Genomic DNA, 14,748 nt, shown 5'->3' on the forward strand with positions numbered 1-14,748 from the left:
CGGGTTTTGGGTTATTATCCAGCGCCATAGGCGGCAATCGCCGCCATGTTGACGATGTCCGAATCCTTCGCCCCCATCGATGTGATCTGCACCGGCTTGTCGAGGCCGACGAGCAGCGGGCCGATGACGGTGGAGCCACCGAGTTCCTGCAGCATTTTGGTGGAGATCGCGGCGGAGTGGAAGGCCGGCATCACCAGCACGTTGGCGGGACCGGAGAGGCGGGAGAACGGATACTGGCTCTCCATGATCTTGCGGTTCAGCGCCACGTCGGCTGCCATTTCGCCATCGAATTCGAAATGAACATAGCGCTTGTCGAGGATGCTGACGGCTTCGCGCACGCGCTCGGAACGCTCGCCCGAGGGATGGCCGAAGGTGGAGTAGGCGAGCATGGCGACGCGCGGCTCGTAGCCCATGCGCCGGGCAAAGCCCGCCGCTTCCTCGGCGATATCGGCCAGTTCTTGCGCCGTCGGCATGTCGTGCACGGCGGTGTCGGCGACGAAGACGGTGCGGCCGCGGGCAAGCACCAGCGACACGCCGACGACCCGGTGCCCCGGCTTGGCGTCGATGCAACGGCGTACGTCTTCGAGTGCGGTCGAATAGTTGCGCGTCACGCCCGTCACCATGCCGTCGGCATCGCCGAGCGCCACCATGCAGGCGGCGAAGTGATTGCGGTCGTTGTGGATCAGGCGGGTTACGTCGCGGTGCAGATAGCCTTTGCGCTGCAGCCGGGCATAGAGATAGTCGATATAGGCGTCGACCCGCTTGGAAATGCGGGCATTGACGATTTCGAGGCCGGGACGGTTGAGGTCGATGCCGGCACGCTCGGCGGTGGCGTGGATCAGGTCCTCGCGGCCGAGCAGGATGGCCGTGCCCAGCTCCTGGTTGGCGTAGGATAGCGCGGCGCGCATGACCTGCTCTTCTTCCGCCTCGGCAAAGACGATGCGTTTGGGACGCTGGCGAACGCGCTCGTAAAGCTGCGACAGCGTCGAGGCGATCGGGTCGCGCCGGGCCGAGAGCTCGCGGGCATAGGCGGCCATGTCGGGAATGGCGCGGCGGGCGACGCCGCTTTCGATCGCCGCTTGCGCAACCGCAACCGGGATTGCCGAGATCAGGCGCGGATCGAAGGGCACGGGGATGATGTATTGCGCCCCGAAACGCGGTCTTGCGCCCTGGTAGGCGGCGACCACGTCGTCCGGCACGTCTTCGCGCGCCAGGCTGGCCAAAGCCTTGACGGCGGCGATCTTCATTTCATCGTTGATCGTCGATGCACGAACGTCGAGCGCGCCGCGGAAGATATAGGGGAAACCGAGGACGTTGTTGACCTGGTTCGGATAGTCGGAGCGCCCGGTCGCCATGATGGCGTCGTCGCGGATGCGGGCGACTTCCTCCGGCGTGATTTCCGGATCGGGATTGGCCATGGCGAAGATGATCGGCCTGTCGGCCATGGAGCGGATCATCTCGGCGGAGAAGGCACCCTTCTGCGACAGGCCGAAAACGACGTCGGCGCCCTTCATTGCCTCTTCCAGCGTCCGCTTGTCGGTTTTCACCGCATGCGCCGATTTCCACTGGTTCATGCCTTCGCTGCGGCCCTGGTAGATCACGCCCTTGGTGTCGCAGAGCACGACGTTTTCCGGATTGAAGCCCATCGCCTTGATCAGCTCGACGCAGGCGATCGCGGCAGCACCCGCGCCGTTGCAGACGAGCTTGGTGGTCTTGAGGTCGCGGCCGGTCAGTTCCAGCGCATTGATCAGGCCGGCGGCGGCGATGATGGCGGTGCCGTGCTGGTCGTCGTGGAAGACGGGGATGTCCATCAGCTCGCGCAGGCGCTGTTCGATGATGAAGCAGTCGGGCGCCTTGATGTCTTCGAGGTTGATGCCGCCGAAGGAGGGGCCGAGATAGCGCACGCAGTTGATGAACTCGTCGACATTTTCGGTGTCGATTTCGAGATCGATCGAATCGACGTCGGCGAAGCGCTTGAAGAGAACGGCCTTGCCTTCCATCACCGGCTTGGAGGCAAGCGCACCCAGGTTTCCGAGGCCGAGAATGGCGGTGCCGTTGGAGATGACGGCCACCATGTTGCCGCGCGCCGTATAGTCGTAGGCAGTCGCCGGATCGGCGGCGATCGCCTTCACGGGAACGGCGACGCCGGGCGAATAGGCGAGCGAAAGATCGCGCTGAGTCGCCATCGGTTTCGTCGGGTTGATCTCAAGCTTGCCGGGTCGGCCCTGCTTGTGGAAGTCGAGTGCTTCCTGATCGGTGATCCCCGCTCCTGGACGCGACGTGCTGCTGGTGTCAGGCATATTTCCTCCAAACCTCCTGTGGGCGACCGGTCCCTCGTGCCCGATAGCTGTTGTCTTCTATAGCGGCACGCGGATAGGGTGGCACCTCATTTTTGGGAAAAACTGCACATCCGTGAATGAACGAATAATGACCAGCGTCGATGCTTTCTCGGCCGCCGAGCTTGCCTCGGAGGAAAGTCGTGCCTCCGCGACTCCGATGATGGAGCAATATATCGAGATCAAGGCGAACAATCCCGGTTCGCTGTTGTTTTATCGCATGGGCGACTTCTACGAGCTGTTCTTCGAGGACGCCGTCGACGCCTCGCGGGCACTTGGCATCACGCTCACCAAGCGCGGCCAGCACATGGGCCAGGATATCCCGATGTGCGGCGTACCGGTGCATGCCGCCGACGACTATCTGCAGAAGCTGATATCGCTGGGTTTCCGCGTTGCCGTCTGCGAGCAGATCGAGGATCCGGCAGAGGCGAAGAAGCGCGGTGGCAAGTCGGTGGTCCGGCGTGACGTCGTCCGTCTTGTGACGCCGGGCACGATCACCGAGGAAAAACTGCTCTCGCCCTCGGAATCCAACTATCTGATGGCGCTCACCCGCATTCGCGGCGGCACGGAGCCGCAGCTGGCGCTCGCCTGGATCGATATTTCGACCGGTGTCTTCCGGCTGGCCGAGACGGAAGCGTCACGGCTGCTCGCCGATATCCTGCGCATCGATCCGCGCGAGCTGATCCTGCCGGACACGATGTTCCACGATCCGGATTTGAAGCCGGTTTTCGACGTGCTTGGTCGCACGGCAGTGCCGCAGCCGGGCGTCCTATTCGACAGCGCCAGTGCGGAAGGTCGCATTACCCGTTATTTCGGTGTTTCGACGCTCGATGGCTTCGGCACGTTCACCCGCGCCGAGCTTGCCGCCGCTTCGGCAGCGGTTGCCTATGTCGAAAAGACCCAGATCGCCGAACGGCCGCCGCTTGGGATGCCCGAGCGCGAAAGCGGCGCCTCGACTCTGTTCATCGATCCCGCCACCCGTGCCAATCTGGAACTGGTGCGCACGCTTTCGGGCGACCGCAACGGTTCGCTCCTGAAGGCGATCGACCGCACGGTGACCGGCGGCGGCGCCCGCCTGCTGGCCGAGCGGCTGATGTCGCCGCTGACCGACCCCATTCGCGTCAACGAACGGCTGGATTCGATCGGCTTTCTCACTGAGGAGCCTTCGCTCTGCAGCGATTTGCGCACGGCGCTGAAACATGTGCCCGACATGCCGCGGGCACTGTCGCGTCTGGCGCTCGACCGTGGCGGCCCGCGCGATCTCTGGGCGATCCGCCAGGGTCTGGGTGCTGCCGCCGATATCGCCCGTATGCTGGGTTCAGCACTTCTGCCGGAAGAGCTGGAAGCGGCCCTTGCCGGGCTCCGCTCTCTGCCCGCTGATCTCGAAGCTCTGCTTGCCGAAATGCTTGCGGATGAACTGCCGCTTTTGAAGCGCGACGGCGGCTTCCTGCGGGAAGGGGCGAATGCCGAGCTGGACGAGGTGCGGGCGCTCCGCGATCAGTCGCGCCGCGTCATTGCCGGACTGCAACTACAATATGCCGAGGAAACCGGCATCAAGTCGCTGAAGATCAAGCACAATAACGTGCTTGGTTATTTCATCGAGGTCACCGCCGGCAATGCCGGGCCGATGACCGATAGTGCCGAAGCCAAGGCGCGCTTCATTCATCGACAGACCATGGCCAACGCCATGCGCTTCACTACGACCGAACTTGCCGATCTCGAAAGCCGCATCGCCAATGCCGCTGACAAGGCGCTGACGATCGAACTGGCCGCCTTCGACCGCATGGTCGCGGCCGTCGTTGCTGAGGCAGAGGCAATCAAGGCCGGCGCCCGCGCGCTATCGGTGATCGATGTCGCCGCCGGGCTGGCGCTGCTGGCCGAAGAGCAGGCCTACTGTCGGCCTGTGGTCGATGCGAGCCGGATGTTCGCCATCGAAGGCGGGCGCCATCCGGTGGTAGAGCAGGCATTGCGCCGGCAGGCGGGCGGTCCCTTCGTCGCCAATAATTGCGACCTGTCGCCGACATCAGATGGCAAGGACGGAGCGATCTGGCTGCTGACCGGCCCGAATATGGGCGGTAAATCGACCTTCCTGCGCCAGAATGCGCTGATCGCCATTCTCGCCCAGATGGGTTCCTTTGTGCCCGCCACTTCCGCCTATATTGGCATTGTCGATCGGCTGTTCTCGCGCGTCGGCGCGTCCGACGATCTGGCGCGCGGCCGCTCCACCTTCATGGTCGAGATGGTCGAGACAGCGGCGATCCTTAACCAGGCAACCGACCGCTCGCTCGTCATCCTGGACGAGATCGGCCGCGGCACCGCCACGTTCGATGGTCTCTCGATTGCCTGGGCGTCGGTGGAGCATCTGCATGAGGCCAATCGCTGCCGGGGACTGTTCGCCACGCATTTCCATGAGCTGACCGTGCTGTCGGAAAAGCTTGAGCGGCTCTCCAACGCCACCATGCGCGTCAAGGAATGGGACGGCGACGTCATCTTCCTGCATGAGGTCGGGCCGGGCGCCGCCGACCGTTCCTATGGCATTCAGGTGGCGCGGCTCGCCGGTCTGCCGGTTTCCGTAGTGGCACGCGCCCGCGACGTTCTGACGCGTCTGGAGGATGCGGACCGCAAGAATCCGGCAAGCCAGCTCATCGATGATCTGCCGCTCTTCCAGGTCGCGGTCCGCCGCGAGGAGGCGGGTGGCCGGCGCGGTCCGTCCAAGGTCGAGGAGGCGCTGAAGGCGCTCGATCTTGACGATTTGACGCCACGTGCCGCCCTCGATGCGCTATACGAACTGAAAAAGACCCTGAACAAGGCCGGCTGATAACAGGCGATTCCCAAGGATAATCGGATGCATATCGAAAATCTTCTTGCCGAGGTCCGCGTTCTCGCCGACCGCTTTTCGCCGATAGCGGCGCGCGGCAAGATCTGCGGCGAGGGGGAAGCGCCCGACTGCGAGTCCGACCGTGGGCTTCTCAACATCGCCCTCTCCTGCAGCCGGATTTCCGATATCACCGCGGCAATCGCCAAGGCCGGCTATTGGGAATGCGAGCGGGAAATGGTGACGCAGATCGGTGCCCAATCGCGAAACATATTGCATAGCATAAACGAGCTGAGACGGTCGCTTGTGGTGCCGCAGCCCTAAAACCGCCGATTTCTGCGTCGACAGCCGTCACTCTTCGTCAACCTTGACCCGATAGAACTCCCGAAAGCGCTGGTTCGGGAAATTCGGCTCCAAGCCGGATTACGGGATTCGGGCGTAGAATGCCTGTGTCAATCGCCGGGCAAAGAGGCTATAGCGCATGCAGACGAAAAGACAGGCGCGCCGGCAATTGGCCGCGGTCAGTGAACAGGATTCCGGTCGGCCGAGCATGGTTAAGCATGACATCGATTTCTCCGTCATTCTCGACGTCCCCGCGCTGAGGGCGGAATGCGAGACCCTCGCCAAGCGCCATGAAGACAAGAAGGACGAGCGTTCGGCCCTTCTCGCTCTGTTGAAGAAGGCGAGCCAGGAAGGCCGCGAAAACGCACGCCGCCTGCTCTCGCAGGATGGCGGCGGGCTCGACTGCGCGCACCGGATCTCCTGGCTGCAGGATCAGATCATCACCGTTCTCTATGACTTTACGGTCAGCCACGTCTATCCGAAGCAGAAGGGCAGCTTCACCGTTACCGCCGTCGGCGGCTATGGCCGCGACACGCTGGCGCCAGGCTCGGATATCGACCTTCTCTTCCTCTTCCAGCCGAAGCCGGCGGAGGAGACGCACAAGGCGGTCGAGTTCATCCTCTATATGCTCTGGGACATGGGCTTCAAGGTCGGCCACGCCACGCGCACCGTCGAGGAGTGCATGCGCGAGGCGAAATCCGACATGACGGTACGCACCGCCATCCTCGAGACGCGCTATATCTGCGGCAACGAGCCCCTGGCGCACGAGCTGGAGACGCGGTTCGACAAGGAAATCGTCACCAATACCGGTCCGGAATTCATCGCCGCCAAGCTTGCCGAGCGCGACGAGCGCCACCGCAAGGCCGGCGACACCCGCTATCTGGTCGAGCCCAATGTCAAGGAAGGCAAGGGCGGCCTGCGCGACCTGCACACGCTGTTCTGGATCTCCAAATATTATTACCATGTCCGCGATCCGGTCGAGCTGGTGAAGCTCGGCGTGCTCTCGAAGCAGGAATATCGCCTCTTCGAAAAGGCCGAGGATTTTCTCTGGGCCGTGCGCTGCCATATGCATTTCCTCACCGGCAAAGCGGAAGAGCGGCTGTCCTTCGACATTCAGCGCGAGATTGCCGAGGCGCTTGGCTATCATGCCCGCCCCGGCCTTTCCGCCGTCGAACGCTTCATGAAGCACTATTTCCTTGTCGCCAAGGATGTCGGCGATCTCACCCGCATTCTCTGCGCGGCGCTCGAGGACCAGCAGGCCAAGGCGACGCCGGGCCTTACCGGCGTCATCAGCCGCTTTGCCCATCGCTCGCGCAAGATCCCCGGCACGATCGAGTTTGTCGAGGATCGCGGCCGCATCGCGCTTGCCAATCCCGATGTCTTCAAGCGCGATCCGGTGAGCCTCATCCGCCTGTTCTTTGTCGCTGATATCAACGGGCTGGAATTCCATCCCGACGCGCTGAAGCGCGTCACCCGCTCGCTGGGTCTGATCGACAATGATCTGCGCGAGAACGAGGAAGCGAACCGCCTGTTCCTTGCGATCCTGACCTCGAAGCGCGATCCGGCGCTGATCCTGCGCCGCATGAACGAGGCCGGCGTGCTTGGCCGCTTCATTCTGGAATTCGGCAAGATCGTCTCGATGATGCAGTTCAATATGTATCATCACTATACGGTCGATGAGCATCTGATCCGCGCCGTCGAGGTGCTGTCGGAGATCGACAAGGGCAAGGCCGAGGACATTCATCCGCTCGTCAACAAGCTGATGCCTGGCATCGAGGACCGCGACGCGCTCTATGTCGCCGTGCTGCTGCATGACATTGCCAAGGGCCGCGAGGAGGATCACTCCGAAGCTGGCGCCAAGGTGGCGCGCAAGCTCTGCCCGCGCTTCGGCCTGTCGCCGAAGCAGACCGAGCTGGTCGTCTGGCTGATCGCGGAACATCTGACCATGTCGATGGTCGCGCAGACCCGCGACCTGACCGACCGCAAGACCATCATCGATTTCGCTGACCGGGTGCAGTCGCTCGACCGGTTGAAGATGCTGCTGATCCTGACGGTCTGCGACATCCGTGCCGTCGGCCCCGGCGTCTGGAACGGCTGGAAGGGGCAGTTGCTGCGCACGCTCTATTACGAGACCGAGCTGCTGCTGGCCGGCGGTTTCTCGGAAGTATCGCGCAAGGAGCGGGCGGAAGCCGCCGCCAAGGCGCTCGAAGCGGCGTTGGATGATTGGGGTCAGAAGGCCCGCAAGGCCTATGTCAAGCTGCACTACCAGCCCTATCTCCTGTCCGTGCCGCTGGAAGACCAGATCCGCCACACGCGGTTCATCCGCCAGACCGATAAATCGGGCCAGGTGCTGGCGACGATGGTGCGAACCGACAGTTTCCACGCCATCACCGAAATCACCGTGCTGTCGCCCGACCATCCGCGCCTGCTGACCGTCATCGCCGGCGCCTGCGCCGCTGCTGGCGCCAACATCGTCGACGCGCAGATCTTCACGACGGCGGACGGCCGCGCGCTCGATACCATCCATGTCAGCCGTGAATTCACCGACGATGCGGACGAGTTGCGCCGGGCCGGCACCATCGGCAGGATGATCGAGGACGTGCTCGCCGGCCGCAAGCGCCTGCCGGAAGTCATCGCCACCCGCACCAAAAACCGCCGCAAGAACAAGGCTTTCGTCATCCCGCCATCGGTGACGATCTCCAACAGCCTGTCCAACAAGTTCACCGTCATCGAGGTCGAATGCCTCGACCGCACCGGTCTTCTGTCGGAAATCACTTCAGTTCTTTCGGATCTGTCGCTCGACATCCACTCGGCGCGGATCACCACCTTCGGCGAGAAGGTCATCGATAGTTTCTACGTGACCGATCTGGTCGGACAGAAGATCTCCAACGAAAACAAGCGAGCCAATATCACTGCGCGCCTGAAGCCGGTGATGGCGGGTGAGGAGGATGAGATGCGCGAGCGCATGCCGTCCGGCATGATCGCGCCTGCCTCCACGCGATCGCTCAATAGCGAAAAGCCCAATACCGAAAAGAAAGCCGGTTCTGCCGTATGAGCCTCGTCAAGAAATTCATCACCGTCGGTGGCGCGACGCTCGGCAGCCGCATCTTCGGTTTCGCCCGCGAAACGCTGATGGCCGCCGCCCTCGGTACGGGGCCGATGGCCGACGTGTTCTACGCCGCCTTCCGCTTTCCGAACCTGTTCCGCCGTCTTTTCGCCGAGGGCGCCTTCAACGCCGCCTTCGTGCCGCTGTTTGCCAAGGAGATCGAGGCGAACGGTATCGAAGGCGCCAAGCGCTTTTCCGAGGAGGTCTTCGGCGTCCTCTTCTCCGTGCTGTTCCTGATCACCGTCGTCATGGAACTGTGCATGCCGCTGATCGTGCGCTGGATCATCGCGCCGGGCTTTGCCGACGATCCGGAGAAGTTCTCGATCACGGTGCGCCTGGCGGCGGTGATGTTCCCCTATCTCATGTGCATGTCGCTGACGGCGATGATGAGCGGCATGCTGAATTCGCTGCATCATTTCTTCGCCGCCGCTGTGGCGCCCATCTTCCTCAATGTGGTGATGATCGGAGCGCTGTTCTATTCGCTCTATTTCGGCGCCGTGCCGCTGGAGACGGCCTGGTATCTGTCCTGGGGCGTGCTCGCCGCCGGTATCCTGCAATTGCTCGTCGTCTATATCGGCGTGCGCTATGCCGGCATCAACATCGGCTTCCGCTGGCCGCACTTCACGCCGAATGTGAAGCGGCTGCTGATCCTCGCTATTCCCGCTGCCGTCACCGGCGGCATCACCCAGATCAACCAGATGATCGGCCAGGCGATCGCCTCCAGCCGCGAAGGTGCGATTGCCGCCCTGCAATATGCCGACCGCATCTATCAGTTGCCGCTCGGCGTTGTCGGCGTCGCCGTCGGTGTCGTGCTGTTGCCGGAGCTGGCGCGTTCTTTGAAGTCAGGCCATCTGAAAGAGGCCGGCAATCTGCAGAACCGCTCGATCGAGTTCGTGCTGTTCCTGACCTTGCCGGCCGCCATGGCGCTCTGGGTGCTCTCGGATGACATCATTCGCGTTCTCTACGAACGCCGTGCCTTCCATCAGGAAAACACCCTGATCGTTGGCTCGATCCTGGCAATCTACGGCCTGGGCTTGCCGGCCTTCGTCCTGATCAAAGCGTTGCAGCCCGGCTTCTATGCGCGCGAGGATACCAAGACCCCGATGCGCTTCTCTGGTGTTGCGGTTGCCACCAACTGCGCGATCGCGCTCAGCCTCTTCCCTTACATGGGTGCGCCCGGCATCGCCGTGGCCGAAGCGACGGCCGGCTGGATCAGCACGGTGCTGCTCTTCACGACACTGTTGCGTCGGGGACATCTGACCTGGGAATGGGCGCTCGCCCGCCGTGCCGCGCTGCTGCTCGTCTCCGCCGGCGTCATGACGGCCATGGTCGTCTATCTCCAGCATCGGTGGGAGCCTTATCTTGCCACCGGCGCGTCGCTGTTGACCAAGGTCGGCACGCTCGGCCTGTTGATCGGCATCTCCATGCTGGTCTACTTTGCCGTCGCCTTCCTGATCGGCGGCGCCGACATCGGCATGATCCGCCGCAATGTGAAACGTAAGCCGCGGGCGCCAGCACCGGATGCGGAAGTGGTGAACGGGGAGTAATCAGGCCTCTTCGCCCCGCTCCTGAGCTTGCCGAAGGGGCGGGGAGAAGGTGGGTTGGAGCGATCGAATGGAGTGAGATTGCGACAACGGCAAAAATCCCCGCTTTGATCAGTTCACCGCAGGATGGAGGGGCAGCATGGGTGTACTGGGATGGCTGAGGTCAGTTGTCGGCATTCGTGGGCGTCGAGACGAAACGTATGTTCCGTCGGTGGAAGGTTCGCCAACTGATCTGGAGATGCAATCCGCACTTCACACACTGCAACAGATGGTCAGGCTTGCTGTTTTTGGTGAAATCGGCGGTGAGAAGCCTCAAAAGGACAATCGTGCTGCAAGTTGGTGGGGAGGGAACTTTCTCGGCAAAGAGGGCGAGGTGGTACCTGTCTGTGAAAAGTCGGGGCGGCTGATGCATCCCCTTGTTCAAATCAGGGTGGATGAACTTCCGGAAATACCGCCTGCTTTGTCGAAGCTGGCTCTCCTGACTATATGGATGGACTTGGAGGATATCCCATTGGATGACGCCGAGAACGGTAAAGGCTTTGCCGTTCGAACCTATCCTAGCACTGCGGGCTTGGTGCCTATCGGTCCTGGTTACCGGGAAAGCGCCGATCTTCCGACGTTTCCGGTTCTGTGGCGTGCAACCGCACTGGAGCAGCCAAGCTGGGACGATATCGCCTTCAAAATTCCGGACGGCGTCGCGCGATCCAATCAATCGGAATGGTTCTTCGAAAGCCAATATGCAACAGAAACCAACAAATACCAGAGAACATGCCCTGTGAAGCTTGGTGGCTGGCCAACCTGGATTCAAGGTGAAAACTGGCCTGAGGATGCAGAGTTCTACCTTCAAATAGACAGTACCGACAAAGGGCGCTTCTATGTGGGGGATTCAGGGTCGATATATCTATTTCAAACACCAAGCGGCTGGGTAATCAGGTCGGACTTCTATTAGTAAGGCCTTCTATTGCGGGTATGCCCGCTTAGACTTATGAAGCGCCGTGGGCGGGCATTTGCCACATAATCCTCCTTTTTGATAACTCCTCTTCCTAGCCCTCTCCCTCCACGCGGGAGGAGGGGACGATTTGCCAAACGCGGAGCTCATGCATGCCCCAATCCCTCTTCCTGATTACCCTCGTCGTCGATGACTACGATCGTGCCAAAACCTTTTACTGCGATTGCCTCGGCTTCGACTGCCTACAGGACGAACCGCAGCCCGAAGGCAAGCGTTGGATCGTGGTGAAGCCAAAGGGCGGTGAGGGTGCGGCGTTGTTGCTCGCACAAGCCGCTGACGACGGGCAGAGGGCCGCTATCGGTAATCAGGCCGGCGGCCGTGTCGGCTTCTTCCTCAAGACCGATGATTTTGCCCGCGATCACGCGGCGATGGTCGCAAAAGGCGTCCGTTTTCTGGAGGAGCCGCGCCATGAGGTCTACGGCACCGTCGCGGTCTTTGCCGATCCCTACGGCAACACCTGGGATCTGATCCAGCATTCTTCCTGAACTCCCGCCACATATCCTCTTGATCCCCGCCTGTCCGCCGTGCATAAGCCCGCCGAACACCAAGGGTCGAGCGCCGCTCGCCCAGGCCCTCCACAAGCCTTTCGAGGACGACATGACCGAATTCAAGCCGCTCGTATTCTCCGGCGTCCAGCCGACCGGCAATCTCCATCTTGGCAATTATCTCGGCGCGATCCGCAAGTTCGTGGCGCTGCAGGAAAACAACGACTGCATGTATTGCGTCGTCGACATGCATGCGCTCACCGCCCAGCTCGTGCATGAGGACATGCGGAGTCAGACGCGGTCGATTACCGCCGCCTTCCTTGCCGCCGGCATTGATCCGGAAAAGCATATCGTCTTCAATCAGTCGACTGTGCCGCAGCATGCCGAACTCGCCTGGATCTTCAATTGCGTCGCCCGCATCGGCTGGATGAACCGCATGACGCAGTTCAAGGACAAGGCCGGCAAGGACCGCGAGCAGGCCTCCCTTGGCCTCTACGCCTATCCGAGCCTAATGGCCGCCGATATTCTGCTTTATCGGGCCACGCATGTGCCGGTTGGTGACGACCAGAAGCAGCATCTGGAATTGACCCGCGATATCGCCATGAAGTTCAATCTGGACTTCATGGAACATATCCGCCGCTCGGGCTACGGCATCGACATCACGGTCGGCGACGAGCCGGTGCATGCCTATTTCCCGATGGTCGAGCCGCTGATCGACGGCCCGGCGCCGCGCGTCATGTCCTTGCGCGACGGCACCAAGAAGATGTCGAAGTCGGATGCCTCTGACCTGTCGCGCATCAACCTGCTCGACGACGAGGAAAACATCTCGAAGAAGATCCGCAAGGCCAAGACCGATCCGGACGGTTTGCCGAGCGAGATCGCCGGTCTTGCCGGACGTCCGGAAGCCGACAATCTCGTCGGCATCTATGCCGCTCTCGCTGACACGTCGAAGGCGGATGTGCTCTCGGAATTCGGCGGCCAGCAGTTCTCCGTCTTCAAGCCGGCTCTGGTTGATCTCGCCGTGCAAGTGCTCTCGCCGATCACCGGCGAGATGCGCCGCCTGATGGCTGATCCCGGTCACATCGATGCCGTCCTGCGCGACGGCGGTGCCCGCGCCCGCGCCCGCGCCGAGGTGACGATGAACCAGGTCCGCGACATCGTCGGCTTCATCTACTAACCATTCCATGAAGGCAGCCCCCGTGCAAAACGGGGGCTTGCAAAACGCCGCCTTCAGGTGGCAGAGTCGTCGCATGGTATCAAAACGTCTCTCACGGCTCGAAGGTCACCGCCGCAAGTTCATGGCGGTCATCGACGGCACGCCTGAATGCCAGCGCGCCGTCCATTATGCCGGCCGGCGGGCCAAGAATTCCAATGGCGGCCTTGTGCTTCTCTATGTGATCCCCGAGGGCGATTTCCAGCAATGGCTGGGTGTCGAGGAGATCATGCGGGCGGAGGCGCGCGAGGAGGCCGAGGCGACGACGGCGAAGGCGGCGCAGATCGTGCGCGAGAATATCGGCATCGACCCGGAGATCGTCATTCGCGAAGGGTCGGCCGCCGAGCAGATCAATGCGATGATCGAGGAAGATCGGGATATCGCACTTCTTGTTCTGGCCGCAGGTTCGGCCAAGGAGGGGCCGGGGCCGCTGGTATCTTCGATCGCAGGGCGTGCCGCTGCCTTTCCGATCCCCGTGACGGTGCTGCCGGATACGTTGACGAATGAGGAAATCGACGCTCTAAGCTGAGTTGGCAAGGGCTAATTCTTGAGGCCTGGTCTCTTGATTAGAGCGGCCAAAAAGCCTATCTTCTTTTGAAATATTCTAAAGTCGGCGCAGGGCTTTCAGCCCGCCGCATGGAGATCAAGATGTTCATTCAGACCGAAGCGACGCCGAACCCCGCGACCCTGAAGTTCCTGCCGGGCAAGGTGGTGATGGAAAGCGGCACGGCCGAATTCCGCAGCGCCGACGAAGCGGAAGTCTCGCCGCTTGCCGCTCGCCTGTTCGATATCCCCGGCGTCAGCGGTGTCTATTTCGGCTACGATTTCATCTCCGTTTCCAAGGACGATCAGGAATGGCAGCATCTGAAGCCCGCCATCCTCGGCTCGATCATGGAGCATTTCATGTCCGGCAAGCCGGTCATGGGCGCAGCATCGGTTCTCTCCGAAGCGCAGGACGCCAGCGGCGAGTTCTTCGATGAGGGCGACGCGACGATCGTGCTGACCATCAAGGAATTGCTGGAGACCCGCGTTCGTCCGGCGGTTGCCCAGGATGGCGGCGACATCACCTTCCGCGGTTTCCGCGACGGCAAGGTCTACCTCAACATGAAGGGATCTTGCGCCGGTTGCCCGTCGTCCACGGCGACGTTGAAGCATGGCATCCAGAATCTGCTGCGCCATTTCGTTCCGGAAGTTCAGGAAGTCGAAGCCGTCTAAATCTTCGCATTTCGGAAAAATAAACATGATTGTACTGGCGCTCGACACGGCAGGTGTAGATTGCGCTGCCGCGGTGTATGATAGCGGCAGTGATTCTGTGATGGGGGAGGTCACGGAGACGATCGGGCGGGGGCATGCTGAGCATTTGATGAATGTTGTCGACGCGGCGCTGGCGAAAGCCGAGATAGCGCTCTCAGGGGTCGAACGCATCGTCGTGACCGTCGGCCCCGGCTCTTTCACCGGCATCCGCATCGGCGTCGCCGCCGCTCGCGGTTTCGCACTCTCCCTCAACATTCCCGCCATCGGCATCACGACCCTTGAGGTCATGGCCGCTAGCGCGCGGGAGCAGAGTCCGGGTCAATCGGTTCTGGCCGCCATCGATGCCAAGCGCGAGGAGATTTATCTCCAGTCCTTTGGCGCCGATGGCTGCCCGCTGGACGAAGCCCGTGCCGTGACGATCGATGAAGCGCGGGCAATCGCCGGCGCCTTCGACGGCATCGTCACCGGCACGGCCGTCGCCCGGCTCAGCGATGCGCCGCCCGCAGAGCGGCCCGACGCATTTCCGATTGCCGTCGTTGCCCGGCTGGGCGCTGCCAAACTCGTCAGCGACAAGCCGAAACCGCTTTATCTTCGCGGACCCGATGCCAGACCGCAGGCCGGATACGCTGTCGCCAGGCTATAGA

General features: G+C 62.0%; 11 protein-coding genes. 10 read left to right on the forward strand and 1 reads right to left on the reverse strand.

Translation table 11 applies throughout. The annotated features are described in order from the left end of the window. Positions 1-14: 14 nt before the first annotated feature. Positions 15-2,300, reverse strand: coding sequence for an NADP-dependent malic enzyme (locus tag PMI03_RS16590; RefSeq protein ID WP_007695375.1), 2,286 nt, complete (start codon positions 2,298-2,300; stop codon positions 15-17). 112 nt (positions 2,301-2,412) lie between these two features. On the opposite strand from PMI03_RS16590, the gene mutS reads away from it, so the two are divergent. From mutS to tsaB, 10 genes are all read left to right on the forward strand, one after another. After that, entirely contained in the window at positions 2,413-5,154 is a 2,742-nt protein-coding gene (mutS, locus tag PMI03_RS16595) for a DNA mismatch repair protein MutS (protein ID WP_039974235.1), read from the forward strand. A gap of 27 nt (positions 5,155-5,181) precedes the next feature. Further along, complete coding sequence (locus PMI03_RS16600; RefSeq protein ID WP_007695379.1) at positions 5,182-5,475, forward strand: hypothetical protein; 294 nt, start codon at positions 5,182-5,184, stop codon at positions 5,473-5,475. A 157-nt stretch (positions 5,476-5,632) separates the two neighbouring features. After that, entirely contained in the window at positions 5,633-8,548 is a 2,916-nt protein-coding gene (locus tag PMI03_RS16605) for a [protein-PII] uridylyltransferase (RefSeq protein ID WP_007695380.1), read from the forward strand. Beyond that, positions 8,545-10,146: a murein biosynthesis integral membrane protein MurJ gene (gene murJ, locus PMI03_RS16610; RefSeq protein WP_007695383.1), complete on the forward strand. Its 1,602-nt coding sequence runs from the start codon at positions 8,545-8,547 to the stop codon at positions 10,144-10,146. Before PMI03_RS16605 ends, murJ begins: the two co-directional genes overlap by 4 nt. A gap of 136 nt (positions 10,147-10,282) precedes the next feature. Then, positions 10,283-11,092, forward strand: a complete 810-nt coding sequence (locus tag PMI03_RS16615) for a DUF1963 domain-containing protein (protein ID WP_007695384.1) — start codon at positions 10,283-10,285, stop codon at positions 11,090-11,092. Between the two features lie 152 nt (positions 11,093-11,244). Next, on the forward strand, positions 11,245-11,637 hold the full coding sequence (locus tag PMI03_RS16620) for a VOC family protein (protein WP_007695386.1): 393 nt from the start codon (positions 11,245-11,247) through the stop codon (positions 11,635-11,637). Between the two features lie 112 nt (positions 11,638-11,749). Then, positions 11,750-12,814 (forward strand): tryptophan--tRNA ligase, encoded by a 1,065-nt coding sequence (gene trpS, locus PMI03_RS16625; protein ID WP_007695387.1) that lies wholly within the window; start codon positions 11,750-11,752, stop codon positions 12,812-12,814. A 73-nt stretch (positions 12,815-12,887) separates the two neighbouring features. Further along, on the forward strand, positions 12,888-13,379 hold the full coding sequence (locus tag PMI03_RS16630) for a universal stress protein (RefSeq protein WP_007695389.1): 492 nt from the start codon (positions 12,888-12,890) through the stop codon (positions 13,377-13,379). A 119-nt stretch (positions 13,380-13,498) separates the two neighbouring features. After that, positions 13,499-14,065: a NifU family protein gene (locus PMI03_RS16635; RefSeq protein ID WP_007695391.1), complete on the forward strand. Its 567-nt coding sequence runs from the start codon at positions 13,499-13,501 to the stop codon at positions 14,063-14,065. A gap of 25 nt (positions 14,066-14,090) precedes the next feature. Continuing rightward, positions 14,091-14,747, forward strand: coding sequence for a tRNA (adenosine(37)-N6)-threonylcarbamoyltransferase complex dimerization subunit type 1 TsaB (gene tsaB, locus PMI03_RS16640; protein WP_007695393.1), 657 nt, complete (start codon positions 14,091-14,093; stop codon positions 14,745-14,747). The last annotated feature ends 1 nt before the right edge of the window (position 14,748 follow it).

The sequence above is a fragment of the Rhizobium sp. AP16 genome, assembly GCF_000281735.1.
GTDB classification, from domain to species: domain Bacteria; phylum Pseudomonadota; class Alphaproteobacteria; order Rhizobiales; family Rhizobiaceae; genus Rhizobium; species Rhizobium rhizogenes.

Excerpts from the sequence above, each read along its gene's own strand:
- PMI03_RS16620 (WP_007695386.1), top strand. The coding sequence starts at position 11,245 with ATGCCCCAATCCCTCTTCCTGATTACCCTCGTCGTCGATGACTACGAT.
- PMI03_RS16605 (WP_007695380.1), top strand. The coding sequence starts at position 5,633 with ATGCAGACGAAAAGACAGGCGCGCCGGCAATTGGCCGCGGTCAGTGAA.
- trpS (WP_007695387.1), top strand. The coding sequence starts at position 11,750 with ATGACCGAATTCAAGCCGCTCGTATTCTCCGGCGTCCAGCCGACCGGC.
- PMI03_RS16590 (WP_007695375.1), bottom strand. The coding sequence starts at position 2,300 with ATGCCTGACACCAGCAGCACGTCGCGTCCAGGAGCGGGGATCACCGAT.
- PMI03_RS16630 (WP_007695389.1), top strand. The coding sequence starts at position 12,888 with ATGGTATCAAAACGTCTCTCACGGCTCGAAGGTCACCGCCGCAAGTTC.
- PMI03_RS16600 (WP_007695379.1), top strand. The coding sequence starts at position 5,182 with ATGCATATCGAAAATCTTCTTGCCGAGGTCCGCGTTCTCGCCGACCGC.
- tsaB (WP_007695393.1), top strand. The coding sequence starts at position 14,091 with ATGATTGTACTGGCGCTCGACACGGCAGGTGTAGATTGCGCTGCCGCG.
- PMI03_RS16635 (WP_007695391.1), top strand. The coding sequence starts at position 13,499 with ATGTTCATTCAGACCGAAGCGACGCCGAACCCCGCGACCCTGAAGTTC.
- murJ (WP_007695383.1), top strand. The coding sequence starts at position 8,545 with ATGAGCCTCGTCAAGAAATTCATCACCGTCGGTGGCGCGACGCTCGGC.
- PMI03_RS16615 (WP_007695384.1), top strand. The coding sequence starts at position 10,283 with ATGGGTGTACTGGGATGGCTGAGGTCAGTTGTCGGCATTCGTGGGCGT.